Origin of the sequence: Alloalcanivorax sp. C16-1 (assembly GCF_046507805.1) — a bacterium.
Lineage (GTDB): Bacteria > Pseudomonadota > Gammaproteobacteria > Pseudomonadales > Alcanivoracaceae > Alloalcanivorax.
This window is the reverse complement of record NZ_JBKFTK010000001.1, coordinates 216,005-240,317: the sequence shown is the minus strand read 5'-3', so window position 1 is coordinate 240,317 and position 24,313 is coordinate 216,005. Positions and strand designations below refer to the sequence as shown.

The 24,313-nt window shown below is 67.4% G+C and carries 26 protein-coding genes and 1 pseudogene; 6 read left to right on the top strand and 21 right to left on the bottom strand.

The window, feature by feature from the left end; translation table 11 throughout:
• Positions 1–37 precede the first annotated feature (37 nt).
• Positions 38–517: a hypothetical protein gene (locus tag ACLD0W_RS01215; RefSeq protein ID WP_410305698.1), complete on the bottom strand. Its 480-nt coding sequence runs from the start codon at positions 515–517 to the stop codon at positions 38–40.
• A 105-nt stretch (positions 518–622) separates the two neighbouring features.
• Positions 623–1,666 (bottom strand): M14 family zinc carboxypeptidase, encoded by a 1,044-nt coding sequence (locus ACLD0W_RS01210; RefSeq protein ID WP_410305697.1) that lies wholly within the window; start codon positions 1,664–1,666, stop codon positions 623–625.
• A 175-nt stretch (positions 1,667–1,841) separates the two neighbouring features.
• On the opposite strand from ACLD0W_RS01210, the gene ACLD0W_RS01205 reads away from it, so the two are divergent.
• On the top strand, positions 1,842–2,537 hold the full coding sequence (locus ACLD0W_RS01205; protein WP_410305696.1) for a hypothetical protein: 696 nt from the start codon (positions 1,842–1,844) through the stop codon (positions 2,535–2,537).
• Here ACLD0W_RS01205 and ACLD0W_RS01200 read toward each other — a convergent pair.
• Entirely contained in the window at positions 2,437–2,910 is a 474-nt protein-coding gene (locus ACLD0W_RS01200; RefSeq protein WP_410305695.1) for a methyltransferase family protein, read from the bottom strand. The two genes, ACLD0W_RS01205 and ACLD0W_RS01200, sit on opposite strands and share 101 nt — an antisense overlap.
• A gap of 251 nt (positions 2,911–3,161) precedes the next feature.
• On the opposite strand from ACLD0W_RS01200, the gene ACLD0W_RS01195 reads away from it, so the two are divergent.
• Complete coding sequence (locus tag ACLD0W_RS01195; RefSeq protein ID WP_410305694.1) at positions 3,162–4,619, top strand: PhoH family protein; 1,458 nt, start codon at positions 3,162–3,164, stop codon at positions 4,617–4,619.
• Between the two features lie 49 nt (positions 4,620–4,668).
• Here ACLD0W_RS01195 and ACLD0W_RS01190 read toward each other — a convergent pair whose 3' ends face one another.
• The 7 genes from ACLD0W_RS01190 to ACLD0W_RS01160 form a co-directional block, all read right to left on the bottom strand.
• A complete protein-coding gene (locus ACLD0W_RS01190; RefSeq protein WP_410305693.1) occupies positions 4,669–5,679 on the bottom strand; it encodes a hypothetical protein in 1,011 nt (336 codons plus the stop codon).
• 94 nt (positions 5,680–5,773) lie between these two features.
• Positions 5,774–6,109: a thiosulfate sulfurtransferase GlpE gene (gene glpE, locus ACLD0W_RS01185; protein WP_410305692.1), complete on the bottom strand. Its 336-nt coding sequence runs from the start codon at positions 6,107–6,109 to the stop codon at positions 5,774–5,776.
• An 11-nt stretch (positions 6,110–6,120) separates the two neighbouring features.
• On the bottom strand, positions 6,121–7,344 hold the full coding sequence (gene rhlB, locus ACLD0W_RS01180; protein ID WP_410305691.1) for an ATP-dependent RNA helicase RhlB: 1,224 nt from the start codon (positions 7,342–7,344) through the stop codon (positions 6,121–6,123).
• A gap of 130 nt (positions 7,345–7,474) precedes the next feature.
• Entirely contained in the window at positions 7,475–8,062 is a 588-nt protein-coding gene (locus ACLD0W_RS01175; RefSeq protein ID WP_410305690.1) for a DUF938 domain-containing protein, read from the bottom strand.
• Between the two features lie 32 nt (positions 8,063–8,094).
• Positions 8,095–8,928 carry an SDR family NAD(P)-dependent oxidoreductase gene (locus tag ACLD0W_RS01170; protein ID WP_410305689.1) on the bottom strand — a complete coding sequence of 278 codons (834 nt, stop codon included), beginning with the start codon at positions 8,926–8,928 and terminating at the stop codon, positions 8,095–8,097.
• Positions 8,929–9,033: 105 nt separating this feature from the next.
• Positions 9,034–9,774, bottom strand: coding sequence for a lysophospholipid acyltransferase family protein (locus ACLD0W_RS01165; protein WP_410305688.1), 741 nt, complete (start codon positions 9,772–9,774; stop codon positions 9,034–9,036).
• An 86-nt stretch (positions 9,775–9,860) separates the two neighbouring features.
• Positions 9,861–10,604 carry an START domain-containing protein gene (locus ACLD0W_RS01160; protein ID WP_410305687.1) on the bottom strand — a complete coding sequence of 248 codons (744 nt, stop codon included), beginning with the start codon at positions 10,602–10,604 and terminating at the stop codon, positions 9,861–9,863.
• Positions 10,605–10,839: 235 nt separating this feature from the next.
• Here ACLD0W_RS01160 and ACLD0W_RS01155 point away from each other — a divergent pair, with 235 nt between their 5' ends.
• Positions 10,840–12,141 carry a sialidase family protein gene (locus tag ACLD0W_RS01155; protein WP_410305686.1) on the top strand — a complete coding sequence of 434 codons (1,302 nt, stop codon included), beginning with the start codon at positions 10,840–10,842 and terminating at the stop codon, positions 12,139–12,141.
• Entirely contained in the window at positions 12,138–12,776 is a 639-nt protein-coding gene (locus ACLD0W_RS01150; protein ID WP_410305685.1) for a hypothetical protein, read from the top strand. The genes ACLD0W_RS01155 and ACLD0W_RS01150 overlap by 4 nt, the downstream gene beginning before the upstream one ends.
• On the opposite strand, the pseudogene ACLD0W_RS01145 reads toward ACLD0W_RS01150, so the two are convergent.
• Both ACLD0W_RS01145 and ACLD0W_RS01140 read right to left on the bottom strand, forming a co-directional pair.
• Positions 12,777–14,233: pseudogene (locus ACLD0W_RS01145) on the bottom strand (sodium:solute symporter family transporter).
• Positions 14,230–14,832, bottom strand: a complete 603-nt coding sequence (locus ACLD0W_RS01140) for a cold shock domain-containing protein (RefSeq protein ID WP_410305684.1) — start codon at positions 14,830–14,832, stop codon at positions 14,230–14,232. The pseudogene ACLD0W_RS01145 and the gene ACLD0W_RS01140 overlap by 4 nt, the downstream one beginning before the upstream one ends.
• A 175-nt stretch (positions 14,833–15,007) precedes the next feature.
• Here ACLD0W_RS01140 and ACLD0W_RS01135 point away from each other — a divergent pair, with 175 nt between their 5' ends.
• Positions 15,008–16,093: a GNAT family N-acetyltransferase gene (locus ACLD0W_RS01135; RefSeq protein WP_410305683.1), complete on the top strand. Its 1,086-nt coding sequence runs from the start codon at positions 15,008–15,010 to the stop codon at positions 16,091–16,093.
• Here the strand turns inward: ACLD0W_RS01135 and ACLD0W_RS01130 are convergent.
• The 7 genes from ACLD0W_RS01130 to ACLD0W_RS01100 form a co-directional block, all read right to left on the bottom strand.
• Positions 16,039–16,431: a hypothetical protein gene (locus ACLD0W_RS01130; protein ID WP_410305682.1), complete on the bottom strand. Its 393-nt coding sequence runs from the start codon at positions 16,429–16,431 to the stop codon at positions 16,039–16,041. The two genes, ACLD0W_RS01135 and ACLD0W_RS01130, sit on opposite strands and share 55 nt — an antisense overlap.
• 52 nt (positions 16,432–16,483) lie before the next feature.
• Positions 16,484–18,265, bottom strand: coding sequence for a M48 family metalloprotease (locus ACLD0W_RS01125; protein WP_410305681.1), 1,782 nt, complete (start codon positions 18,263–18,265; stop codon positions 16,484–16,486).
• A gap of 10 nt (positions 18,266–18,275) precedes the next feature.
• Positions 18,276–18,863, bottom strand: a complete 588-nt coding sequence (locus ACLD0W_RS01120) for a LemA family protein (protein WP_410305680.1) — start codon at positions 18,861–18,863, stop codon at positions 18,276–18,278.
• A 90-nt stretch (positions 18,864–18,953) separates the two neighbouring features.
• Positions 18,954–19,871: a heme o synthase gene (gene cyoE, locus ACLD0W_RS01115; RefSeq protein WP_410306792.1), complete on the bottom strand. Its 918-nt coding sequence runs from the start codon at positions 19,869–19,871 to the stop codon at positions 18,954–18,956.
• A 48-nt stretch (positions 19,872–19,919) separates the two neighbouring features.
• Positions 19,920–20,999, bottom strand: coding sequence for a COX15/CtaA family protein (locus ACLD0W_RS01110; RefSeq protein WP_410305679.1), 1,080 nt, complete (start codon positions 20,997–20,999; stop codon positions 19,920–19,922).
• A 33-nt stretch (positions 21,000–21,032) separates the two neighbouring features.
• Complete coding sequence (locus tag ACLD0W_RS01105) at positions 21,033–21,644, bottom strand: SCO family protein (RefSeq protein WP_410305678.1); 612 nt, start codon at positions 21,642–21,644, stop codon at positions 21,033–21,035.
• A gap of 6 nt (positions 21,645–21,650) precedes the next feature.
• The gene (locus tag ACLD0W_RS01100; protein ID WP_410305677.1) at positions 21,651–22,382 is read right to left on the bottom strand and encodes an SURF1 family protein; all 732 of its coding nucleotides are present in this window, start codon (positions 22,380–22,382) and stop codon (positions 21,651–21,653) included.
• Between the two features lie 100 nt (positions 22,383–22,482).
• Here ACLD0W_RS01100 and ACLD0W_RS01095 point away from each other — a divergent pair, with 100 nt between their 5' ends.
• Positions 22,483–22,731: a twin transmembrane helix small protein gene (locus ACLD0W_RS01095; RefSeq protein ID WP_228232519.1), complete on the top strand. Its 249-nt coding sequence runs from the start codon at positions 22,483–22,485 to the stop codon at positions 22,729–22,731.
• A 64-nt stretch (positions 22,732–22,795) separates the two neighbouring features.
• On the opposite strand, the gene ACLD0W_RS01090 is transcribed toward ACLD0W_RS01095, so the two are convergent.
• The gene (locus tag ACLD0W_RS01090; RefSeq protein WP_410305676.1) at positions 22,796–23,677 is read right to left on the bottom strand and encodes a cytochrome c oxidase subunit 3; all 882 of its coding nucleotides are present in this window, start codon (positions 23,675–23,677) and stop codon (positions 22,796–22,798) included.
• Positions 23,678–23,707: 30 nt separating this feature from the next.
• The gene (locus tag ACLD0W_RS01085; RefSeq protein WP_410305675.1) at positions 23,708–24,292 is read right to left on the bottom strand and encodes a cytochrome c oxidase assembly protein; all 585 of its coding nucleotides are present in this window, start codon (positions 24,290–24,292) and stop codon (positions 23,708–23,710) included.
• Between the last annotated feature and the right edge of the window lie 21 nt (positions 24,293–24,313).

Below are 24,313 nucleotides of genomic sequence, written 5' to 3'. Positions count from 1 at the left end.
GCGGCGCCGATGCCCGCCGCCCCCGGTGTGGCCGGTGTCAGTCCGGGCACTGCCAGTCCACCGGCACGGCGTCGGCGCGGGCGCCGTCCTCGCCGCGGATCTCCAGGCCGCAGGCGCCGGTGTCGGTGCGGGTAAAACGGGCCTGGTAACGTTCCCCGGCGCGGGCCTCGAACTGGGCCGCCACCCGGCAACGGTCCCGGCCGCCGCCGGCGCGGGCCTCGCTGAACACCACGCCCACCCGGGCCTGGTCCGACGGCGCCAGCGCCACGGTCACCGTTTCGCTTTTCTTCATGGTCTGGAACAGCTTGTCGAAGGCGTTGGTTTCCCAGGGCTTCACGGCCAGCGCCTCGCGGGTGTCCTTGAAGCCGCTGCCCGGCACGCACACCGCCGGTTGGGCGGCGGCGTCACCGGTGAAGGTGACGGTGGCGGTGTCCGCGCCGGTGGGTTCCTGATAGGCGAACATCTGGCAGCCGGTGAGCAGCGCCAGCGGCAGCAGCGCGGTGGTTATTCTGATCATGGTGGTCCTCCTCAACGATTGAAACGAGTGTACGGATGCAAGAGGAGGGCCACCAGCGGGTTTATGGAAAGCCACCAGCGGGATTAAGAAAAGCCACCAGCGGGATTAAGATTCTCCAAACCAGTGCCGCACCGCCTCCCGGGCGAGGGCGCGGCGGCGTTCGCCGGTGGGCAGCCAGTTGCCAGCGTTGGCGGCGGCGGCGATCAGAAAATCGCAAAGCGGCAGGTGCTGGCGCAGTACCCGGTCGTGGCGGTGTCCGATGATGGGATTGAAATAGCCGAAGAAGTCGAACATCTGGCGCGGGTTCTTGCGCACCCACAGCCACGAGCCCATTTCCAGGGTGAACGGCAGGAAGGTGCGCTCCGGGTGCCGCTCCAGGGCCTGGTCGTACAGATAATCCCAGAGGTCGCCGTGGGTGGTGTAATTGAGCGACTGGGGTTCGATCAGATAGGGGTGGTGGTGCGGGTAGGTGTTTTCCAGCAGCTGCTTGAGCCGGAACACCTCGGCGAGATGCTCGATGGGTTTGTGGGTGCGCGCGTAGCAACACCAGAGGCGGTCGCGGCGGCCGAAGCCGCTGTGGCAGTCCAGGCTCAGCGACACCGGCGCGTTCAGCAACCGTTCTTGCACCACCTGGATCAGCGCCCGGGCCTCCGCTTCCATGGGCGCGCCGGCGCGGCCCCGGTACCAGGGCAGCCGGCGGCTCAGGCGGTGGCCGCCGACCAGAAACGACACCCGGCCGTCGGCGTCCACCGGCGCGTTGCGCATCAGGTCCACGCCGTTGGGGTTGCTGCGGGTACGCCGCCAGATGCCGCCCGGATTGACCATCGGCATGAACACCAGCCGCACGCTCTCCAGCCGCCGGTGCATCTGGTCGTCCCATTGCAGCCGGTGGATCAGGCTGTGCAGCAGGGACAGAATCACCTGGGTACCGATCCGCTCCACGCCGTGCACGCCGCCGAAGAAACCGATCGCCGGCGCCGCCGGTGAACGGCTGCCCATCTCGATCACCCGCACCGGCAGGTCCAGGCCGCCCTGGCGCACGCTGAGCACCTCACTGACACGAAGATGCCGTTCGCCGAGACGGATCAGGCTGTCCAGATGGAGCAGTTCGGGCAGGTGTCGTTGCAGCAGATAGAGTCGTTCTTGCATGGCGGGAACCGGCGACGTTGGGGCCCATCCTGGCACGGTCGGATCACGGTTTTATGACAGCGCCTGACGACAGGGCGGGTGGTCCGGCTGTCACCCAACCGAGACCAAACTGTCAGGGTGCTGTCACGGCGGGCCGCCAGTCTGCCTGACGAGTCCCGGCTTTTCGGTGGGTATCGTGGTGATCCCTGCTTCGTCCGTTTCGTCCCTGCAAACCGGCGATCTGTTGCTGTTCGCCGGCCGTGGTCTGGTCAGTGCCACCATCCGGTTGTTCACCCGCAGCCGCTGGAGTCACATCGCCATGATCGTGCGCCTGCCCGGCGACGACCGCCCGCTGGTGCTGGAGGCCATGGGCACCAGCGAATCCGCCGACCTGCATCTGGGCCGCCCGGTGAACGGGGTGGCGCTGGTGCCGCTGGCCGACAAGCTGCGCGATTACCCCGGTGAGATCGTGGTGCGCCGGCGCCTGGGGCCGCCGCCGTGCCCGCGCCGGCAGCGGTTGGTGGCGCGGCTGGTGCGGCGCCTGCTGCACCGTCCCTACAAGAATTTTCTCTGGTGCAACGCGCTGGACCTGCTCAGCGGCTACACCCGGCCGCCGGACCGGCGCGGCTGGTTCTGTTCGGAGCTGGTGGCGGAGATGTACCGGCGTCTGGACTGGCTGCCCCGGGAGGTCCGGGTGGCCGGCTTCGTGCCCGGCGATTTCGACTCGCCCAGATTGCGGCTGCGCGCCGGCGAACTGGCGCCGCCGGAGCGGCTGAAGGCCTGGCGCGGCGTTACAGCCAGCGCCGTACCCGTTGGCGATAGGCCCGCCACTGATCGCCGAAGCGCCCGGCGTGAAACGCTTCTTCCGCGGCGATCACGTGAGTTTGCATGACCCACAATACCGCCAGCAGCATCAACAGCATGCCGGGGCTGGCCAGGCTCAGGGCGCAGGCCAGATGCAGCAGCGCGAACGACAAATAGATCGGATTGCGGCTCAGCCGGAACACGCCGCCGGTGACCAGCACCCGGGCGGCGCGGTGTGGCATGACCGTGGTGCGATGGCGGGCCAGCTGCAGCAGGGCCGCCACCACCAGCACGGCGCCGGTCACCGCCAGCACCGTGGCCAGGGTCTGGCGGCCGGGAAAGTCCGGCAGCGTCCAGCCCAGGGCCCGGTCCAGGCCGTGGCCGATCAGCAGGCCGCCCAGATGCAGCAGGGGCGGCGGCATGCGCACCTCGGGGTGCGCCGGGGAAGGTTCCTCGGGCATGGTCGGCTCTCGCGTTATCGGTCTCGTTGTCAGGGGTGAAAAGCTGGGTTATGGTAATTCACATCCCGCCCGCGCGGGAGGGATCGCGATCCGAACTGTGCCAGACCAGCCACCGCCGGTCAGTAAAAAACACGGCGGCAGGAGCGCGCGTCACTCTCGCGATCCGCTTGATCCATTCGCGAGAAACCGCAAGGGACGTTCGCCCCGGTCGCCCAACCGCACCGCCAGGTGCAGACCAACAGGGGAAACGCATGGAAGAGCGCGCGGCCACTTTGCATTCCGTCTCCGCAGCCAAATCCCAACCGTCCAACGCCCGCCACGGCCAACCCGACGCCACGCCGAAAACCTACGTTCTCGATACCAATGTGTTGATCCATGATCCCAACTCGCTGCTCAACTTCGAGGAGCACCGGGTGGCGATTCCGATGACCGTTCTGGAGGAACTGGACCGTCTGAAAACCGGTAAATCCCACACCGCCTCGGACTGCCGGGCGGCGATCCGTCAGATCGACCGGGTGCTGGGTCAGGCCAGTCCGGCGGAGGTGGAAGCCGGTATCCCCATCAACCGGGGCCGCACCGACCAGGGCACCCTCACCGTGCTGATGCCGCGCGGTGGCAGCGGCGGCGGCGCCCTGCCCGAGCACCTCAACGACAACCGCATCATCAACGATGTGATGGCCATGAAGATGGCCGACCCGGACAGCCGCTACGTGCTGGTCACCAAGGACATCAACATGCGCCTCAAGGCGCGCGCCTGTGGCATCGACGCGGAGGACTACCAGAACGACCAGCTGGTCTCCGACATCAAGCAACTGACCCGGGGTTTCTTCGAGGTGCCCGGCTCGTTCTGGGACCAGGTCACCGAGGTGGAGACCGTGCAGGAGGGCGCGGAGACCCTGCATCGGCTGCCCCACGGCCTGGTGGTGAGCGACATCCTCGGCGAGGAGGTCTATCCCAACCAGTTCATCCTCGATGAGCAGGGCTTCGTGGGCCGTATCGTCAGTGTGCAAGGCGGCGTGGTGACCCTGCGGCACCACAAGGCGGAAACGCTGATGGATCAGGAAGCCTGGGGCCTCAAGCCGATGAACATCCAGCAGGCGGTGGCGCTGCAATTGCTGCTCGATCCGGACATCCATCTGGTCACGCTGACCGGCGCCGCCGGCTCCGGCAAAACCATTCTGGCCCTGGCGGCGGCCATCGAAATGACCGTGGAGCAGCGTCGCTTCAACAAGATCATCGCCACCCGCTCCACGCCGCCGCTGGCCGAGGAACACGGCTTCCTGCCCGGCACCGAGGAAGAGAAGATGGACCCCTGGCTGGGCGCCATCAACGACAACATCGAGGCGCTGCACCTCAACGACGAGAATCCCCAGGGCAGCATTCAGTACGTCAAGGAACGGGCCAATATTCAGTTCAAGGCGCTCAACTACATCCGTGGCCGCAGCTTCCAGAAATCCCTGATCCTGATCGACGAAAGCCAGAACCTGACGCCCCATCAGATGAAGGCGATCATCACCCGCGCCGGGGAGGGTTCCAAGGTGGTGTGCCTGGGCAACCTGGCACAGATCGATACGCCCTACCTGTCGCCGATCAGCTCCGGGCTCACCTACATGACCGAACGCTTCAAGGGGTTCGAGCACGGCGGCTCGGTGCAGTTGATGGGCGTGCCGAGGTCGTTGCTGGCGGAGTACGCGGAAACCTGGCTGTAGCGTTCACCCACCCTGCGGGAGCGGTTGTCCGACCGCTCCCGCATCGCTGCTATCTCCCCAGCGCCTCCTCCAAAACCCCCCGACACGCCTCGCTGTCGTAGAAGTCTCCCAGGGCATTCTCGATCCAGGGCGTGAGCACGCCCTGTTCGTCGAGCACCCGGGCGCCGCTGGCCAGGGCCGGGGCGAGCACCTTGCTGCGTTGTTTCGGGGTGGTGCCCATGGCCTTGAGCAGGCCGGGCAGGTCGTGATCCAGCAGCGCCCGCACGGCGGCCAGCACGCCGGCGTTCACCAGCGCGCGGCTGTAGTCCAGGCGCGCCGCCTGGTCGGCGATCACCACCGCGTGCGGCACGGTCTGGGCCACCAGGTCGTCCGGTGCCTGGCGGAGGGCGTCGGCGGGGCGCAGCGGCGCCAGCCGGCGGTAACCGTCGCGGGCCAGTTCGGCGATGCGGCGGTCGGTGAGCTGGGCGTTGAGCCACTGCTCGCCAGTGCGCAGGGTGGCGCGGATATTGTGGCGCAGGTAATCGCGAATCGGTTCTTCCAGGCCGCCCATGGCGCGGCCCACGCTTTTGCGGCCCAGCTTCATCATGCTGCTGACGCCGGGCAGTTTGGCCAGGGCGTTTTCCTCGAGCAGAAAATTCTTGATGCCGGTGTAGAGCATCTCGCTGACCATGTCGCTGACCAGCGGATGGTTCAGGCAGGCGTGGATGGCTTTTTCGCGCAGCGGCTTGAGCCGCAGGGCCTGGGCCAGGATCGCCTCGAAATGCTGTTCCTCGAGCAACTCGCCCACGGTGGCCGGCTCGTCGATGGCGCGCCGGCGCACCGCCTCGGCCACCTGCAGGATCACCGGTTCCAGGCCTCGGCTGGTGTGCACCTGGGCGAGCCAGTCGTCGACCACGGTGGCCAGGACTTCGGCGTCCACCAGGGCGCCCACCGGCGTCTTGCCCAGCGCTTTGACGCCGTCGTCCAGTTGCGTTTGCCAGTAGGTTTTTTGTTGCAAGCGCTCACGGGCGTGAGCGACGTGGGCCGCGCGCAGGGTGGCGGCCAGGTCGGCTGCGTTCATCCGCTTCCTCGTTATTCAGAACGGGTGGGCGCCATCATGGCCAAAAGCGGCGCCGGCCGCGCCACTGCCGCGACGGCGGCGGCGGGCGCTGGTGCTAACCGGCCAGGCCGTCGTCGCCGGCTTCCACCTGATCGGGATAGGCCTGCCGCCAGTACTCGAAGCCGCCGTCCAGGCTGACCACGGATTGAAACCCCTGGTCGCTGAGAAAGTCGCTGGCCGACTGACTGGAATGGCCGTGGTAGCAGTACACCACCAGCGGGTGGGCGCGGTCGGTGGCGGCCAGGAAAGCCTCCAGACCGGCCTGATTGAGGGGCAGGGCGCCGGGGATGCGGGCCTGCCGGTGGCTGTCCGGGTCGCGCACATCGATGAACAGGGCGCGCCCGTCTTGCAGGATCTCCAGACCCTGCTCCGGACCAATACGTTCCGACATGAGAAGCTCCGTTAGCGGTCGGCGACCAGGGTCGCGTCCGGGTGTTCGCAGTTGAGTTTCCGGCCGATGGCTTCTTCCAGCTGCGGCAACAGGAAGGCGTCGTCCTCGCAGGCGAAGCTGATCGACACGCCGCTGGCGCCGGCCCGGCCGGTACGGCCGATGCGATGCACGTAATCCTCCGGGTCTTCCGGCAGGTTGTAGTTGATCACGTGGGAGACGCCTTCGATATGGATGCCGCGGCCGGCCACGTCGGTGGCGATCAGCACCTGCAGGTCGCCGGCCCGGAACCGCTCCAGGGTCTTGAGCCGCTGGTTCTGTGGCACGTCGCCGGAAATCAGCGACACCTTCAGGCCCTTCTTGTGCAGCCGGTCGTTCAGGCGGCGGGTGATGTCGCGGCGGTTGGCGAACACGATCACCTTGTCCATGTTCTCGCGGGTGATCAGGTTATAGAGCAGGTTGAACTTGTCGTCGGTGGCGGTGATGTAGACCTTCTGATCGACGGTTTCGGTGGTCACCTGGGTGGGCTCGATCTCGACCACGGCGGCGTCCTCGGTCCAGCGTTGCGACAGGGCCATGACATCGTCGTTGAAGGTGGCGGAGAACAGCTGGGTTTGCCGGTAGCGGCTCGGTGGGGTCATGCGCACGATGCGTTTCACGTCGGGGATGAAGCCCATGTCCAGCATCCGGTCCGCTTCATCCAGCACCAGGGATTCCACCCGGTCCAGCCACAGGTCACGGCGCTTGGCGAAATCCAGCAGCCGCCCCGGGGTGGCCACCAGAATGTCGATCAGCCGGGTCTGCAAACGTTCCTGCTGCCGGTTGAAGTTCATGCCGCCGACCACGCTCATCACCTGCAGGTCGGTGTGCGCCGACAGCTGTTTGGCGTCCTTCTCGATCTGCATGGCCAGCTCACGGGTGGGGGCCACGATCAGGGCGCGGGGTTCGCCGGCGAAGCGCGGCACGGTGATCGGATTGCGCAGCAGATCGTTGATCATGGTGATCAGGAAGGCGGCGGTCTTGCCGGTGCCGGTCTGGGCGCGGCCAATGGCGTCGGCGCCGGCCAGGGTATGGGCCAGCACGCTGGCCTGGATCGGCGTGCAGTATTGAAAGCCCGCGTCGGCGATGCCGCGCATCAGTGCCGGTTCCAGATCGAAGTCGTGGAAACGGGTCTCCCCCTCTTTTTCCGGCACCTGGAATTGCTCCAGGGTCCAGTCTTGCGTGGTCTCGTTTTGCATTGAATCGCTCGGTCAGGAAAGCCGGGAACGGCGGGGTGCGGCGCTGTCGGCCGGCCCTCGCCGGGCGCCGCCAAGGGCTTTCCTTCCGGTCGGCGGCGCGGTCAGGGGGGACAGTGTATAAAAAGCAGGCTCATCCGAATACCAAAACCCGGTTATTGGCGGGCATGGCGTGGTCGCCGAGCAGCGCGCGCCCCTGTTCGGCGAAGCGCGCCGTCACCCATTCCTGGTCGCGCAGCCCCATGGCCGGATCCCGGGCGCGCAGGCTCTCGTCGAAGCGGCGGTTGCTGTCGGTGGTGGGCTGGCCGCCATAGCGGAACGGGCCGTACACGACGAAGCGTCCGCCGGTTGCGAGCCGCCGGCAGGCCTGGTCGATGCAGCGCATCACCTGGTCGCGGCTCATGATGTGGAAGGTGTTGACCGTGAGCACGTAGTCGAAGGGACCGTCCGGCCAGGCGTCGTCGTCCTCGACACTCAGGCCGATGGCCGGGCGCAGGTTGGCGGCGGGTTCGGAGGCCAGCCGGGGCAGCAAGGCGTCCAGGTAGTGAGGCTGTTCCGACGGCGTCCACTGGACGTCGGGAAAGCGGGGCGCCAGCCAGACCGCGTGCTGGCCGGTGCCCGAGCCGATCTCCAGCAGTGTTCCCGGGGCGGTGAGGTATTCGCGCAGGACCTCGAGGAGGGGGCCCTTGTTGTTCTCGGCCGCCTGGGAAAACGGGAGCATGGTCGATCCTTATTGCTTAATGGCTTACGCGGTTACTTACGCGCCATCTTCTGGCCGGCCACCATGATGCGCTGGTAGGCGGTGGGCATCAGCCGCTGCATGCTGTCGATGGCGCGCGCGTCGGAGCCGATCAACACGCGCCGCTTGTTGCCGCGCACGCCCTTGAGAATGGTGCGCGCCGCTTCTTCCGGCGTGGTGCGGAACATTTTCTCGAAGTCCCGACGGGCCTTTTCCGGATCGCCGGTGATGCGTTCCATGCCGTCGGCCATGCGCGCATTGCGGGCGATGTTGGTTTTGATGCCGCCCGGGTGCACGCTGGTGCAGGACACCCGGCCACCCTCGATTTCCAGTTCCTGACGCAGGGATTCGGTGAAACCGCGCACCGCGAACTTGGCGGCGTTGTAGGCGGACTGGGTGGGCACGCCGATCAGGCCGAACACGCTGGAAATGTTGACGATATGCCCTTCGCCGGCGCGCTTCAAATGGGGCAGGAACGCCTTGGTGCCGTACACCACGCCCCAGAAGTTGATGCCCATGAGCCATTCGAAGTCGTCGTAGCTCATGTCTTCCACGGTGGCGCCCAGGGCCACGCCGGCGTTGTTGATCACCAGGTGCACGGCGCCGAAGTGTCCGGCCACCCGGTCGGCGAAGGCGTACACCGCGTCCCGGTCGGCCACGTCGAAGGCCTCGGTGATCAGGCGGTCCTCGCCGAGCCCCAGGTCGCGGGCGGTGTCCCGCAGGCCGGCTTCATTGATGTCGGAAAGCGCCAGCCGGGCGCCCGCTCCGGCCAGTTGGTGGGCCAGGGCGCGACCGATGCCGGAACCGGCGCCGGTGACCACGGCGACCTTATCGTTGAACTGTTTCATTGCGACTTCGTCCGTTGCAAGGGAATGGCCGGAGTGTAGCGATTCCGGCCATTCCAAACGGGCCAATCACCCGGTGGGCGCTGACCCTGCCGCCGTGGCGCGATGTCAGGTCGGCTCCAGGCAGCCTTCGGCGGCGACCCCGGCAATCGCCGAGCGGCAGCGCGCCAGCGCCGCCTCCAGCGCCGCCTCGTCGGTGCCGTCCACCGCCACCGGCGCGTGCACGGTGAGCGCGGCGCCGCCGGGGTGCATGCGCAGGCTGTCCGGAGGCAGAATTTCGCGGGTGCCGGTCAGGGTCACCGGCAGCAGGGGCAGGCCCAGGTCCTGGGCCATGCGGAAGGCGCCTTTCTTGAACGGCCGCAGTTCGCCGTCGCGGCTGCGGGTGCCTTCCGGGAAGAACAGGATGCTGGTGCCGCCCACCAGGCGGGCCTTGGCCGTCTCCAGGCTGGCGATGGCGGCCCGGGAATCGCCGCGGTCGATAAAGATGTGGCCGAGCAGGGCGCAGCAGGGGCCGATCACCGGCATCTTGCGCAGTTCGTGCTTCATGACCCAGCGGAAGTCCTTGTCCAGGTGGCCGTACAGCACCCAGATGTCGTACTGGCTGAGGTGGTTGGCGACGATCACGTAGCTTTGCTTCGGGTCCAGGTGTTCCAGCCCGTGCAGCCGTACCTGCACGCCGCTGAGCATCAGGCCCAGGCGCGACCAGGGCACGGCGGTAAGGCGGCCGGCGCGGCGCGGGCCCAGGAACGGCACCAGCAGGAAACACAGCAGCCCGAACAGCACGGTGGCGGCCAGCATCAGGGGCGCGAAGATAAACCAGGAGTATACGAAGAAGAGCGCGTTGACCATGCCTGTCGACTCCGTCCGGGCGGCGAAAAAGGAGCGGGGCTCAAGAGTAGGGGAATAGTAGCGGAGCTGTCCGAAAACGACAGGTGTTATTGGGGTTTTGTTACGTTTTCCGCACGCGCCGGGCGGCCCGGGCCGCGCAGCTCCAGGCCGCTGTAATAATGCCCCTGGTAACGCGGTTGGCGCACCGCCGCGCGCAGGCGCCGCAGGGTGAAATGGGCCGCGTCGCGCAGCAGCAGGCGGGCCAGCCAGGCGGGCAGATCGCCGCCCGGGTCCAGCCGCAGGCGGTAGTCCACCTCCACCCGGTCGTCCCCCAGGCGGCGGAACGCCAGGCTGCCGTGCAGCCGGGGCACGCGCACATAGTCCGGGTCCGGGGGCAGCAGCCCGGGCCGGTTGCTCAACGCCACGGTGACCTGATCCGCCGCCGTGGCATTGCGCACCAGGCGGCTTTCCAGCAGCGCTTCCCGGTCGCGCAGCGGCCAGGGCAGCCGGGTGGCGAAGCGCAGCCGGCGGCTGCCGTCGGCGCCGGGGGCCAGTTCGTCCACCTCGGTGACGAAGTGCAGCCATTGTGGATAGGCGGCGTAATCCCGCAGCACCGCCACCAGGGCGTACTCGTCGCGCAGCGCGAAACGGGTGGTGCCGCGAATGGCGAAATCGTGCCGGTCGTCGCCGTGCCCGGTGCCGCTTTGGCGGAACACCCGCACTTGCTGGCGGTCACTGATCAGGGACCAGAGCGGTGGCGGACCGTCCGACACCGGCGCCACGCCGCCGGCACTGCCCACCAGCAGGGGCAGAAGCAGCACCATGGGCAGGGGTAGGACGCTTTTTCGCATATCGTCTGATCCGAACGTCGTAGGAGGTCGCGGCCATGATAGGCTCATCCTCTGGTAAGGGGTGGGCCGTTGGTCCGATTTTCAAGCCCGCCGGGCGGTCCGGCCGAGGCCAAAGGCGGCGCGCCGGTGTTAGACTCGGCGCTCTTGACGGCACGCGGCGCGCCTCACGGCGACGCGGCGGATCAAACAACGACGCAGCAGCGAATGACAACGCAACGATGAGACGCCCGCGATTATGACGAAGCGTTTCCCGCCCCGATGGACGCATCGGTGGCTGCATTGGGTGGTAGGGGTGATGGTGGTGGCGGCCTTTCTGGTGACGCTGCCGGAACACGAGGAACGGGTGGATGAGCCCGCTTTCCGGACCGACTACGTGAGCGGCCACGACAATCTGGACGGCCGCTGGCAGATGCGGTTCGCCTCCGACGCGGAAACCCCCCTGGTGCACGCCGCCTCCATGGTGGAATTGCCCGATGGCCGGTTGCGGGCGTTCTGGTTCGCCGGCTCCGCCGAGGGCGCCGAGGACGTGGGCATTCACTCCGCCGTGTTCGATCCGCGCCGCTCGCGCTGGAGCGAGGAGGAGCGGGTGGTCACCCGCGAGCAGATCCGCCTGCAATGGGGGCGCCACGTGCGCAAGCTCGGCAACGCCGTGCCGGTGCTCGACGACGACGGCCGCATGCGCCTGTTCGTGGTGGCGGTGAGCTTCGGTGGCTGGGCGGCCAGCCGGCTGGTGGTGATGGACTCCCACGATCTGGGCGCCACCTGGAGCTTCGATGAAGCGCTCACCACCAGCCCGTTCCTGAACATCAGCACCCTGGTGAAAACCCCGCCGATCCATTACCAGGACGGCACCGTGGGCTTGCCGGTCTACCACGAGATGGTGGGCAAGTTCGGCGAGATCCTGCGCCTGGATCGCAACAATCATATCGTCGACAAGGAACGCATCGGTCACGGTCGCAAGGCGATCCAGCCGCTGGTTCTGGTGGACGGACCGAAGCGTGCCACCGCCCTGCTGCGCAACGAAAGCGAGGACGACCAGGGGCGTCTGTACCGCAGCGACACCGGCGACGGCGGCAACGACTGGACGCCGCTGTACGGCTCCAAGCTCATCAATCCATCGGCGGCGGTGGGCGGCGTGGTGCTGTCCCCGGGCCACTGGCTGGTGGTGGCCAACTGCAACGCCTATGAGCGCGACGACCTGTGCGTGCACGAGACCTTCGACAGCGGCCACACCTGGACCGACCGGCTGTTCTTCCACAATCGCGAAGCCTGGCGCGAAGGCCGGGTGGAGGAAACCGCCTTCCTGGGCATGATCGACGAGGAAGTGGCGGATACCCTCAACGCGGAGAATCCGGCGCTGCTGCGCCGCCGCGTGGACCACAACAAGTGCGCCCACGACGGCTGTGAATTTCAGTACGACTACCCCTATGTGCTGCAGGCCAGCAACGGTGATGTGCACATTCTCTACACCTGGAACAAGACCGCCATTCGCCACGCCTGGCTGCCCGCCGGTGACGGCCAGGGGGACAAAGGATGATGATGCCGGAACTGATCTGCGCGCTGGTGCTGGTGGCGGTGGCCCTGCGGCTGGGCGCGCGCCTGCCGAAACCGGCCCGGGGAGGGCTGGCGGCGCTGGCCCTGGTGGCCGCGCTGCTGCCGTTTCCCTATGGCCTGAGCGGCTGGGTGCTCAGCTATCTGAGCCACTTCAGCCTGTCATCCGGCCTGCTGGCGCTGGTCGCCATCCAGCACCGGCTGACCGGCCACTACTGGCTGCCGGTGCGGGAACTGCGCGCCGCCTGTCTGCTGCTGGTGGGGCTGGCGCTGTGGTTCTACCCGATGAGCCTGGGCTCCAGCTACGCGGACCCCTACGCGCTGGGCTTCGGCGATACCCTGTTCAGCGCGGTGCTGCTGCTGGTGGGGGTGTTCGCCTGGCTGAACCGGGCCTACGCCAGCTGCGTGGTGCTGGTGGTGGCCCAGCTCGCCTACGGCGCCAATGTGCTGCACTCCGACAATCTCTGGGACTATCTGGTCGATCCCTGGCTGGTGTTCTGGGCGATTGGCTGGCTGGTGCGCGACCGCCTGCTGGTACGCCGCGCCCAGCGGGCGCCGGCGGCGCAACCGTCGCTGGACAGCCCCGCCCCCGCGGCGGTGCGGGTGGCCGGCCAGCGCTGATCAGCCGGCCCGGCGCGGCCAGCACAGGGCCGCGCCATAGCCCACCAGAAACATCACCAGATTGCCGATCAGGCCGGTGTAATAAAGATCGAACGGCGCGCTCAGCGCCGCCGGCAGCGCCCCTTCGTTGGTCAATACCGTCCACAACGTGAACAGCAGGGTGGCGGCGATGCCCCACCAGGCCGCCCGCGCGTCCCCCCGCCGGCTCAGAAAACCGAGCAGATAGAGCCCCAGCATGCCGCCGCCGAACAGCGACACCAATATGGTGGAGGTGTCCTGCAGGGTGTGGGTGTCGGCGCCGTTGAGCCACAGGGCGCCGACGATCATCAGCACGGTGACGCCGGTGGCCACCCAGCGCGCCGAGCGCAGATAGTGGCGGTCGTCGAGCCCGGTGCGCAGGTGCCGCCGGTAGAGGTCGACGATGGACACCGTGGCCACCGAGTTGATGCTGGAATCCAGGGAACTCATGGCCGCCGCCAGCGCCGCCGCCACCACCAGCCCGGCCACCCCGGCGGGCAGATACTCGGTGATGAACCAGGGCACGATGGTCTCGGCTTTGGCGGTGCCGGCCAGCACCGCCTCGGCCACCGGATCCGGGTGGTGCTGGAAGAACACCCACAGGGCGGTGCCCAGCAGCATATAGAAGGCCCACACCGGCAGCGCCGTGAACAGGTACACCCACAGCCCCCGGCGCGCTTCCCGGGTGGAGCGCGACGCGCAATAGCGCTGCACCGTGTTCTGATTGCTGGAGTACTCGGTGAGCCAGTTGGTGAGGCCGATGAACAGCATCATGGTGGCGGTCTTCTCACTCAGCGATAGCCCCCAGCGCAAAACACCTGGCCGAGCCCGCCGGGCAGGGCCTCCACCACCACCCAGATGCACAGCAGGCCGCCGAGCAGCAGCACCAGGGTTTGCAGCACATCGGTCCAGATCACCGCGTCGATGCCGCCGACCACGGTATAGAGGCCCACGAACAGACCGGCGGCGATGATCGCCACGGTCGGCGAGACCTCCACCAGTTGCAGGATCAGCAGCGACAGCAGCCACAGGATCATGGCCAGGCGCACCAGCTGGGCGACGATGAACGCCACCGCCCCGTACACCCGCACGCTGGGGCCGAAGCGCAGCTCCAGAAACTCGTAGGCGCTGGTCATGTTGCCGCGCCGGAAAAACGGCAGGAACACCCGGGCCGCCATCACCAGCGCCAGGGGCAGGGCCAGATTGGGCAGATAGCGCAGCCAGCCGGTTTTAAAGGCATCGGCGGGGTAGGCCAGGAAGGTGACGGAGCTGATCGAGGTACCCACCAGGGACAGGCCGATCACCCAGCCGCGGAAGCGGCGCCCGCCCACGAAGTACTCCTCGGTGCTGGTGTTGCGCCGCGCGAACCAGAAGCCGATCAGCAGCACCACCGCCAGATAGAACAGCAGCACCGCCCAGTCCAGGGGCGCCAGGGTCATTCCAGGATTTCCACCTGATCGGCCTGTTCACCGCGCTCGGACTGGCGGGTGACGAAGCGCACCGGGGTGCCCGCGCGCAGGCTGCGGCGGCCGCCGTCGAGCACCGCCTTGAAGTGCACGAAGATCTCTTCGCCGTCGTCGGCGAGAATGAAGCCGAAGCCCTTCTTGGGGTTGAACCACTTCACCTCGCCCCGGCGGCGACCGTCGTTGCCCGCCGCGGCCGGCATCCGGGGCGTGGGCAGGCGGCCCCAGGGCAACAGAGCCACGGCGTACAGCAGCACCGGCACCCACAGCCAGGCGGCGGCGCCGAAGGCGGCCTCGCCGTGGCTGGCCACCAGCCCGATCAGGTACACCAGCACCGCCGCGTGCAGCGGCCGGCGGGTGGCGCCGCCGGCCAGGCACACCAGATTGACCGCCGCCGCCAGCAGCAGGCCCAGGCCGGTCTGCTGGGACAATAGCGGCGAGATCATCAGTACCCGCTCGCCGCCGTGGACCAGCAGCACGAAGCGGTCGGGGGCGAACAGCAAGCCGGCGCCGGGCAGCGCCAGCAACAGGACGGCCAGAGCGTACACGGCCGCCAGGGGTTTGGAGACTTTCATGGAATCGGCTTACCTTTTTCGAAGCAAATAGGTGACGGAACGGATCGGAGGCTTGAAGCTCGGCCTCTCTGGTTATCGCTGCGCATTTTGTTGCCGCGCATTGTAACCAAGCGGACACGCAATCTCATGTCCCGTGGCTCTCGCCGCGACGCGCCACGGCCAGTATCATGCGGAAATGCGCTTTCCCTTTCTCACCGACGCCTTCCTGGGCGCCCTGGAGGACACCGGCGCCGCCACCCCGGCGCGCGGCTGGACCCCCTCTCATCTCGAACACGGCGACGCTTTCCTGCCGCTCTATGCCCGCGACGGCTCTCGGGGCGAGTACGTGTTTGATTTCGCCTGGGCCGATGCTTACCAGCGCCACGGGCTGCCCTATTACCCCAAGCTGGTCACCGCCATCCCGTTCACCCCGGTGGTGGGGCCCCGCTGGCGCGGTGAGTGGCGCGCCGACGACCTGTGGCGGGGGGTGCGCGAGCGGGTCAGGGAGCAGGGGGCCAGCGGCTGGCATCTGCTGTTTCCGGACCGCCCCGCCCGGGAGGCACTGGCGGAGTTACCCCTGATCGAGCGCCAGGCCTGCCACTTCCGCTGGTTCAACCGGGACTACGCGGATTTCGAGGCGTTCCTGGCCACCTTCAATTCCCGCAAGCGCAAGAGCGTGCGCCGGGAGCGCCGCCGGGTGGCGGAGCAGGGCCTCACCGTGGAGCGGCTCACCGGCGCCGATATCGGACCGCGAAGCTGGCGGTTCTTCTACCATTGCTACGCCAACACCTACCTGGTGCGCGGCCAGTTGCCCTATCTGAGCGAAGCGTTTTTCCTGCGGCTGGCGGAGCGTCTGGGCGACCAGCTGCTGCTGGTGCTGGCGCGCCATGGCGACGAGCCGGTGGCGGCGGGGCTGTATCTGTTCGATGAGCGGGCGCTGTATGGCCGCTACTGGGGCAGCGTGCGCGAGTACGACGCTTTGCATTTCGAGGTCTGCTACTACCAGGGCATCGAGTTCGCCATCGAGCGGTGCCTGGCGGAGTTCGACCCCGGCGTGCAGGGGGAGCACAAGATTCTGCGCGGCTTCGAGCCGGTACTCACCTATTCGCTGCACTGGCTGGCGGAGCCGGCCTTCCATGAGGCGGTGGCGGATTTCTGTCAGCGCGAGGCGCGCCAGGTGCTGGCCTATCGGGACGAGGCACGCACCTTGCTTCCCTACCGGGTGGATCAGGCCGGCTCGGTGACCGGCGCCGGGTCCGTGGACGGCGCCAGCCCGAGCTGAATCATCAGCGCCATGGTCACCGGGTCGCGCGGGTCGGTGCGCGGGTGGGTGGGGCATTTCGGGCCCAGGGCGCCGGTCACGTCGTCCACGGTGTCGTCGTCGCTGTCGTCCAGATTCACCAGGTATTCCAATACCCGGCCACCGCCGTCCACCAGGGTACCGGTGTACATGCGCTCGTCGCAGCGGCACACCAGGGCGAACACACTGTCGCCGACGATCACCCCCTGGGCGGTCAGCCAGGCGGTCAGGCCCGGGTCCAGTTCGCCGTCGCGGATAAGACGGGTGCGCTCGCACACCGCCTGCCAGGTATTACGATGACTGATCTTGGTCAGTTCCATCCCGTGTTCCCCCCTTCCCGATTTGTGAACGGTATCACAAAATGTAAAATGTTCAAATATTGGCCAGGGAGGACCGGAACAGCGGCGGCATGGGGCAGTCCAGCAGCGCGCACAGGGCACGCAACAGCTCGGCTTCCGCCACCTGGACCTGGCCGTCGGAGAGCACCAGGTCGGCGGCGGCGTCGATCAGCGGCGCTTTCAGCAGTGGGGTCAACCGGGTCAGCCGGTCCACGGCGGTCCGCAGCCGGTCCGGCCCGCAGCGGTCCGGCGGCAGCAGCAGACGGCCGGGCGGCAGCAGCCCATGAGTGGCGCGCTGGAACGCGGCCAGGGCGGTGGTACGGGCGGAATCGCCGGCCCAGGCCAGCACCGAGAACACCACCTGGATTTCGTTGGCCACCGCGCTCAGACGGCGGATCTCCAGGCCCGGCAGGCGCCGTTTCGGCGGCGTCAGCGCCTGGCGCGCGATGGCCGCCAGGGCCCGGCACAGCAGGTCGTCCTGGCCCCGGTGCCGGGTGATCGCCTGCAACTGGCCGACGATCACCGGGCGGCGCCGCTCCGGGGCCTGGCGCAGGGTGGCCACCGCCAGGTCCAGCAGCGGCAGGCGCAGACGCGTGCCCAGGCCGCGCACCTGCTCCACCAGGGCGCCCCGGCGACCGCCGCGCAGGGCCGGCGGCGGGGGCGTATCGCCCAGCACCAGCGCGTAGAGTACGCATTCGGCGCCTTCCTGGGTGTGCAGCGCTCGCTGCAGGTGGTCGGGAATGCTGGCCAGCAGCGAGCGCGCATAGCCCAGGTTGGCCGGGTCCAGGTGGCCGACCTGGGCGGACGCCGCCGACGCCGGCGCCCGGGCGCGCACCCGGGCCCGTACCGGCCAGTCCGCGCCCAGGGCGCGCAGCCGCTGATCCAGACTGGGGTGGGTGGCCAGCAGGCGCCGCCAGCGCAACCCCAGGGTTTCGGCGAAGGCCATATGGCTGAGGTCCTCCGCGTGCAGACTGCGCAGGTGCGACCCCTCCTCGCGGATCTTGATCAGGGCGCCGGCCAGGCCGGCGGGCTGGCGGGTGAACTGTACCGCGCTGGCGTCGGCCAGCCGCTCCCGCTGACGGGAGATGGCGGCCTTGATCAGTCGCCCGAGGAACAGACCGGCGAAGCCGATCGCCAGCAGCACCACTCCGCCCAGGGCGAACAGCGGCAGGCCCCGGCGATGCCCGTCGCCGGCGGCGGCGTGCAGCAGGAACTCACCCACCTTGCCGATCGCCAGCACCCCGGCCAGGGCAGCCAGCAGGCGCAGATTCAGGCGCATGTCCGCGTTCAGGATATGGCTGAACTCGTGGGCCACCACGCCCTGCAGTTCGTCCCGGCTGAGCCGTTCCAGGGCGCCCCGGGTGACCACCAGCACGGTGCTCGAGGGCGTCAGCCCGGCCACCAGGGCGTTGATGCCGGTCTCGCGCTCCAGCACATAGGTACGAGGCGGCACGGTGCCGGCGGCCAGGCTCATCTCTTCCACCACCTGCAGCAGGCGCCGCTGGCGGGCGTCGCGGGGCTGGGCCGGCACTTCCCGGGCGCCCAGCAGCCGCGCCAGGGCCGGGCCGCCGTCGCGCAGTTGCCAGGCCTTGCGCAGGGACCCGCCGATCAGCACCGCCAGGGTGGCGGCGGTGAGCCACAGACCGGCGTCGCTGAGCAGCCAGTGGCGCCACGACAGACCCGGGTGCAGCCAGTGGCCGATCAGCCAGGCACAGAGGTTGACGGCGGCGGCCACCGCCGCCAGCGCCGCCAGGAAATACCCCACCAGCAGCACCGTGCGTCGCCGGGCTCGCGCCTGATGATCGAAGAAGTCCATGGTGGGAGAGTCAGAAGGCGACGTGGACCGCGCGGCGCGCTTCCGGATTCTCGATGTCCAGCAGGGCGGCTTCCTTGAACGGCCCGAAGAAGCCGCTCACCGCGTTATGGGGGAACTGTTCCCGGTAGGTGTTGTAGCGCATCACCGCGTCATTGAAGGCCTGGCGGGCGAAGCCGATGCGGTTTTCGGTGGCGGCCAGTTCCTCCATCAGGTCGGCCATGGTGCGGTCGGCCTTCAGGTCCGGGTAGTTTTCGCTGACCGCCAGCAGCCGCGACAGGCTGCCGGAGAGGATCGATTCGGCCCGGCCCAGGCGGTCCATGACGGTGCCGTCGTCCGGCCGTCCGGCGGCGTCGCGGCGGGCGCCCTCGGCCTGGTCGCGGGCTTCGGTGACCCGCGTCAGGGTCTCGCGCTCATGGTCCAGGTAGGCCTTGGCGGTGTTCACCAGATTAGGAATCAGATCGTGGCGGCGCTGCAGCTGCACGTCGATCTGCGCGAAGGCGTTTCTGAAGCGGTTGCGCAGGCTGACCAGGCGATTGTAGATCGCCACCAGATAGATCAGCCCGGCGATAATGACGGCGAAGAACAGCCAGGTACCCATGTTTCCCCCTTTCCCCTGCCGGGTCGGCTTGACCGTGCTTAACGTTACTGCAAGCGCCGGCCCCTGGCTATTGGCCTGATGACGATCCCGTCACGGTTGCAGCGGATGCAGGGGCAGGTAGTGATCCACCAGCAGGGCGGTGAACAGCACGAACAGATAGACGATGGAATAACCAAAGGTCTTCATCGGCAGTTTCGGATTGCTGCTGAAGCGCAACCGCACCGCGTGCACCAGGAAAATACCGCTGAGGATCACCGCGCTGACCAGATAGATCAGCCCGCTCATGCCGGTCAGGTAGGGCAGCAGCGAGCAGATGAACAGCAGGATGGTGTAGTACAGCACCGATTCGCGGGTGAAGGGGATGCCGTGGGTCACCGGCAGCATGGGTACGTCCGCCTTGGCGTATTCGTCGGCGCGGTGGATGGCCAGCGCCCAGAAGTGCGGCGGCGTCCAGACGAAGATGATCAGCACCAGCAGCCAGGCGTAGGGGTCCAGGGAATTGGTCACCGCCGCCCAGCCGAGCAGCGGCGGGATGGCGCCGGCGATGCCGCCGATCACGATGTTCTGCGGGGTGGCGCGCTTCAGGTAGAGGGTATAGACAAAGGCATAGCCGACGAAGCCGAACAGGGTCAGCCCGGCGGTCAGCGGATTGACCAGAAAATAGAGCATCGCCATGGACGCCAGCGCCAGCAGCACCGCGAACGTCACCGCCGCCTTCGGGGAAATCTTGCCGGCCACCAGCGGGCGCTTCTCGGTGCGCTTCATGATGGCGTCGATCTTCTGATCCATGATCTGGTTGATCGCCGCCGATGCCATCATCGCCAGGGACAGCCCCACGAAGGCGGGGATGAAGATGTCCAGGGGCACCATGCCCGGCGGGTCGGTGGCCAGGAACATGCCGGCCACGGCGGTGACCATCAGCAGCATCACCACGCCGGGTTTGGTCAGCGCCAGAAAGTCGCGCCAGCCCGGCGTCGGGCGTTCACGCGGCTCCGGCGCGGCGCTCATGGTCTTGTCGTTCGCGCTCATGGTGGCTCCCTCTCGGCCTGATCTGGACTAGTCCCGGGGCGGCCCGTCCGGGCCCCGAGGATGACGGGCCGCGCATTTTACGTTGATGGCGCGGATAAAGAGTACCAGCGATATCAGCAGCAGCACCGCCACGAAATTGTGCGACACGGCCACCCACAGCGGCACCGAGAACACCACATTGCTGATGCCCAGGGTGATCTGCAACGCCAGCAGGCCCAGGATAACCAGGCCGAAGTTGCGGAAGAAGACACTGCGCGCCCGGGTCAGGATACGTCCCACCAGCAGCAGCACCATCAGCGTCACCAGCAGGGCGCCGAAGCGATGCAGCACGTGGATGGTGGTGCGCGCGTCGTTCTGCAGCACGCCGAACTCGTAGTCCGGCTTGTCGTGCTCATGGCCCCAGAATACGAAGGCGTCCTCGAAATTGATGTGCTCCACCCAGCCGTCCTCGCAGATCGGCAGCTCGGTGCACACCACCGCGGCGTAGTTGGCGGTGGTCCAGCCGCCCAGGGCGATCTGCAGCACCACCGCCGCCAGGCTCAACCCGCCCAGGGTCTTCAGGCTGCGCACGTCGCAATCGTTGAGAAAGCGCGGCCAACGGTACAGGCGGGCGGTGAGCAGGGCCAGCAGGGTAAGGGTGGTGAAGCCGCCCAGCAGATGCAGCATGACGATGGTGGGCTGCAGCCCCATGGTCACCGTCCACATGCCGAGAATGCCCTGGAAGATCACCAGCGCCACCAGAAACAGGGGCAGCTTGAGCGGCTGTTTTTCGCGCTTGCGGTTGGCCACGCTGAGGCCGGCGATGATCAGGATCAGCAGCCCCAGGGTGGAGGCGAAATAGCGGTGCACCATCTCCGGGACGGTTTTGTGCGCCTCGCGCAGCTCGCCGGGGTTGGTGGCGTTCTGTTCATTGACGTGCTCGATGGCCTTGCGCACGTCCAGGTGGCCGTAGCAGCCGGGCCAGTCCGGGCAGCCCAGGCCGGCATCGGAGAGCCGGGTCCAGGCGCCCAGAATGATCACGCCGGCGGCCAGGATCAGCGCCAGCACGGCCACGCGGCGCAGCCAGATTTGCGAGGAAGTCAGAGGTTGCCGGGGTTCGGGATGCATGTGTCGAAACCTGTAGGGGTAGCGGGCGCCGCCTCAGATCAGCGAGCCCTTCAAGGTACGTTCAAGATCCAGGCGGATGTTTTCCGCCTCCTCGAGAGTGGCGTCCATGTCCTCGTGGGTGGGGTAGCGCAGAAAGATCTGGCCGTCCGGGCTGACCACGAAAATATCGCCCACGGCGTCGCCGCCGGCGTCTTCGTAGGCCGGGGCCAGCGCCGCCTTGACGGTGTCGGCGTCGCCCCGTGTTTCCACCATGCCGGCGGCCTGATCGTCCAGAAAGCCGCGCAGGTCCCCGGACGCCGGCGCGGTGAGTACCACCACCCGGCGCAGCCGTTCCATGTTCTCGCCCAGGGTGCGTTGCACCTGGCGCATCTGATAGTAAAGGCCGTTCTTGCAGGCCCGGTCGCAGTCGGCGCCGGCCACGTACAGCAGGCTCCACAGGCCCTTGGTGTCGGTGTCGTCGTAGGGTTCGCCGTCGGCGTCACGCAGGTCCAGGGCGGCGATCTGCACGTGGGGGATGATCAGCTGGCCCTTGTTTTCCCGGGGCAGGGACCAGGGGTCCACGAAATAGCGTCCGATGATGAAGAACAGGATAAAGGGGCCGACGATGGCCAGCAGGGTCAGCCTGTTTTTAAGACGTGGCGACATGATGTTTCAGTGATCCGGTCGGGGGCGCCGGCGGAAATGGGCGACCAGGTACATGATCAGGGCGGCCAGACCCAGCCCCAGCCACTGCAGCGCATAGGCCTGGTGACGTTCCGGGCTGATCGCCGCCGTGATGTCCTGCCAGGGCCTTGGCAGCACGGGGGCGTCGCCCAGGGACTGTTCGGGCGGCACCCGAATCTCGAAGGGCGCCAATTCTACCCCAAGTCGGCGCCCGATGGCTGCAAAATCCACCTTCTGCACCCGCAACGGCCATTGGTGCTCCGCCAGCGGCGTGTCCTTGAGCACCAGGGCACGGGCATCCGGCTCGTAGAGAGACCCGGTGACCGTCACCGTGCCGGTCACCGGCGCCACCTCGGGCAGCGTGCCGCGGTCGGCGCCACGGGGCAGCCAGCCCCGATTGATCAGCACCCAGCGGCCGTGGTCGTCGCGCAGCGGGCTGAGCAGGTAATAGCCGGCCACGCCCTGGTAGGTGCGGTTGTCCAGCAGCACCGGGTGGTCGTTGTCGATCTCTCCGTGCACCCGCACCGGCAGGTGCTGGCGGTCGTCGCGGCGCAGTGCCTCGGCCAGGTCCACCGGCTCGGCGTGGGCCTTGGCCGCCTGATCGGCCAGCCAGGCGCGTTTCTCGCCGGCGCGCTGCCATTGCCACCAGGACAGGCTCAGACACGCCGCGACCACCATAAGCGTGAGCAACAGGCCAAGTGGGGAAAAGCGCCTCTTCATCTTTCACTCGCTGGGGTGGCGGCTACAATGGGCGCGTATTGTACCCGACCGGGTTCGCACGTCGAGGCAATGCCGCCCGGCGTTGGCTAAGGAGAAACATATGTGGTGGGTGAAGCTGATCGTCATCGTGCTGTTGATCGCGGCGGTGGCCTCCCTGGGCAAGGCGCTGATGTCGCTGGTGCGCGGCCAGGGCAAGGACGGCAAGACCATGCGCGCTCTGGCCTGGCGGGTGGGCTTCTCGGCGGCGGTGTTCCTGTTCATCCTGCTGAGCATGATGATGGGCTGGATCCAGCCCCACGACGTGAACCCGGGCCAGCGCTACGGGGAACCCATCGAACAGGCGCAATAAAGACCGAAAACAAAAAGCCCCGGCTTGTGACCGGGGCTTTTTGTTTCCAGGGTGGTCGGCGGGGTTACAGCCAGTACACCACCACGAAAAGGAACAGCCAGACCACGTCCACGAAGTGCCAGTACCAGGCCCCCGCTTCCCAGGCGAAATTGTTTTCCGCGTCGAAGTGGCCCTTGATCACACGCATCAGCGTGACGAACAGGAAGATGGTGCCGATGGTCACGTGGGCGCCGTGGAAGCCGGTGAGCAGGAAGAACAGGCTGCCGTAGATGCCGGCGTGCAGGGTCAGGCCCATTTCCACGTAGGCGTGGTGGTATTCCCACGCCTGCAGGCCCAGGAAGATGGCGCCCAGCAGCACGGTGACCGCCTGGAAGCCGATCAGCTTGCCGCGCTTGCCTTCCAGCAGAGCGTGGTGGGCGATGGTCAGGGTGATGGAGCTGGTCAGCAGGATGGCGGTGTTGATCGCCGGCAGACCCCAGGCGCCCATGGCCTGGGTGGTGGTGCCGTCCGGGGTCTTGATCAGCGGCCACATGGCCTGGAAGTTCGGCCACAGCAGCTCATGGGTCATGGCGTTGCTGCCTTCGCCGGCCAGCCACGGCACGATCAGCCAGCGGGTGTAGAACAGGGCGCCGAAGAAGGCACCGAAGAACATCACTTCGGAGAAGATGAACCACAGCATGCCCTGGCGGTAGGAAATGCCCAGCTGCTTGCTGTGCAGGCCGCCCACGGATTCCTTGATGGTGTCGCGCCACCAGATGGCGATCACCAGCCACAGGGTGGCCAGGCCGAAGAAGAACAGCGGCATCCCCCAGCTGCCCTGGAACTTGTCCGGGGCGGTGCTCTGCTGGATAAAGTGGGCGCCGCCCACGGCGGTCATGAACAGCCCGACGGAGGCCGCCAGGGGCCAGGGGCTGCTCTCGGGTACGTAATACTTCTCAGTAGCCATTTTGAAAAAGTCTCCTGTACAACCGGGCCGTTACTTGGCAGCCGTATTGTTGTTAATCACGGTGTCGTTGGTGGCGGCGACCCGGTCGGTCACGTCGAATATCGTGTACGACAGTGTCAGCGTGGTGATGTGGTCCGGCAGCTCCGGGTCCAGATAAAAGATCATCGGCATTTCCTTGCGCTCGCCGGCGCCCAGGGTCTGCTGGTCAAAGCAGAAACACTGGGTTTTGTGCAGGTAGCGCGCCGCTTCCCCGGGGGTCACGGACGGAATGCTCTGGGTGACGATCTCGCTGGTCTTCGGATTGCTGGCGTAGAAATTCACCAGGGTGATTTCCCCGGGATGTACCTTCACCCGGCGGGTGGCGGACATGAAGTCCCCGTTCACGCCCTGGCCGCGCTGGGTGATGAATTCCACGGTCACGGTGCGGTCTTCCACGGTCCGTGACGGACCCTCGGTGCTCGCCGTCGACGAGGTCTTTCCATTCAAACCGGTGATGTCACAGATCACGTCGTAGAACGGCACCATGGCGAACGCGAACCCGAACATCGCCAGCGCCCAGATCAGGAGCTTGCGCAGGGTGCGCTTGTTGCGATGTTCGAGGCTGTCGTGACTCATGGCGCCGTTATCCGTGATCCG

Excerpts from the sequence above, each read along its gene's own strand:
- ACLD0W_RS01215 (WP_410305698.1), bottom strand. The coding sequence starts at position 517 with ATGATCAGAATAACCACCGCGCTGCTGCCGCTGGCGCTGCTCACCGGC.
- ACLD0W_RS01210 (WP_410305697.1), bottom strand. The coding sequence starts at position 1,666 with ATGCAAGAACGACTCTATCTGCTGCAACGACACCTGCCCGAACTGCTC.
- ACLD0W_RS01200 (WP_410305695.1), bottom strand. The coding sequence starts at position 2,910 with ATGCCCGAGGAACCTTCCCCGGCGCACCCCGAGGTGCGCATGCCGCCG.
- ACLD0W_RS01195 (WP_410305694.1), top strand. The coding sequence starts at position 3,162 with ATGGAAGAGCGCGCGGCCACTTTGCATTCCGTCTCCGCAGCCAAATCC.
- ACLD0W_RS01190 (WP_410305693.1), bottom strand. The coding sequence starts at position 5,679 with ATGAACGCAGCCGACCTGGCCGCCACCCTGCGCGCGGCCCACGTCGCT.
- glpE (WP_410305692.1), bottom strand. The coding sequence starts at position 6,109 with ATGTCGGAACGTATTGGTCCGGAGCAGGGTCTGGAGATCCTGCAAGAC.
- rhlB (WP_410305691.1), bottom strand. The coding sequence starts at position 7,344 with ATGCAAAACGAGACCACGCAAGACTGGACCCTGGAGCAATTCCAGGTG.
- ACLD0W_RS01175 (WP_410305690.1), bottom strand. The coding sequence starts at position 8,062 with ATGCTCCCGTTTTCCCAGGCGGCCGAGAACAACAAGGGCCCCCTCCTC.
- ACLD0W_RS01170 (WP_410305689.1), bottom strand. The coding sequence starts at position 8,928 with ATGAAACAGTTCAACGATAAGGTCGCCGTGGTCACCGGCGCCGGTTCC.
- ACLD0W_RS01165 (WP_410305688.1), bottom strand. The coding sequence starts at position 9,774 with ATGGTCAACGCGCTCTTCTTCGTATACTCCTGGTTTATCTTCGCGCCC.
- ACLD0W_RS01160 (WP_410305687.1), bottom strand. The coding sequence starts at position 10,604 with ATGCGAAAAAGCGTCCTACCCCTGCCCATGGTGCTGCTTCTGCCCCTG.
- ACLD0W_RS01155 (WP_410305686.1), top strand. The coding sequence starts at position 10,840 with ATGACGAAGCGTTTCCCGCCCCGATGGACGCATCGGTGGCTGCATTGG.
- ACLD0W_RS01150 (WP_410305685.1), top strand. The coding sequence starts at position 12,138 with ATGATGATGCCGGAACTGATCTGCGCGCTGGTGCTGGTGGCGGTGGCC.
- ACLD0W_RS01140 (WP_410305684.1), bottom strand. The coding sequence starts at position 14,832 with ATGAAAGTCTCCAAACCCCTGGCGGCCGTGTACGCTCTGGCCGTCCTG.
- ACLD0W_RS01135 (WP_410305683.1), top strand. The coding sequence starts at position 15,008 with ATGCGCTTTCCCTTTCTCACCGACGCCTTCCTGGGCGCCCTGGAGGAC.
- ACLD0W_RS01130 (WP_410305682.1), bottom strand. The coding sequence starts at position 16,431 with ATGGAACTGACCAAGATCAGTCATCGTAATACCTGGCAGGCGGTGTGC.
- ACLD0W_RS01125 (WP_410305681.1), bottom strand. The coding sequence starts at position 18,265 with ATGGACTTCTTCGATCATCAGGCGCGAGCCCGGCGACGCACGGTGCTG.
- ACLD0W_RS01120 (WP_410305680.1), bottom strand. The coding sequence starts at position 18,863 with ATGGGTACCTGGCTGTTCTTCGCCGTCATTATCGCCGGGCTGATCTAT.
- cyoE (WP_410306792.1), bottom strand. The coding sequence starts at position 19,871 with ATGAGCGCCGCGCCGGAGCCGCGTGAACGCCCGACGCCGGGCTGGCGC.
- ACLD0W_RS01110 (WP_410305679.1), bottom strand. The coding sequence starts at position 20,999 with ATGCATCCCGAACCCCGGCAACCTCTGACTTCCTCGCAAATCTGGCTG.
- ACLD0W_RS01105 (WP_410305678.1), bottom strand. The coding sequence starts at position 21,644 with ATGTCGCCACGTCTTAAAAACAGGCTGACCCTGCTGGCCATCGTCGGC.
- ACLD0W_RS01100 (WP_410305677.1), bottom strand. The coding sequence starts at position 22,382 with ATGAAGAGGCGCTTTTCCCCACTTGGCCTGTTGCTCACGCTTATGGTG.
- ACLD0W_RS01095 (WP_228232519.1), top strand. The coding sequence starts at position 22,483 with ATGTGGTGGGTGAAGCTGATCGTCATCGTGCTGTTGATCGCGGCGGTG.
- ACLD0W_RS01090 (WP_410305676.1), bottom strand. The coding sequence starts at position 23,677 with ATGGCTACTGAGAAGTATTACGTACCCGAGAGCAGCCCCTGGCCCCTG.
- ACLD0W_RS01085 (WP_410305675.1), bottom strand. The coding sequence starts at position 24,292 with ATGAGTCACGACAGCCTCGAACATCGCAACAAGCGCACCCTGCGCAAG.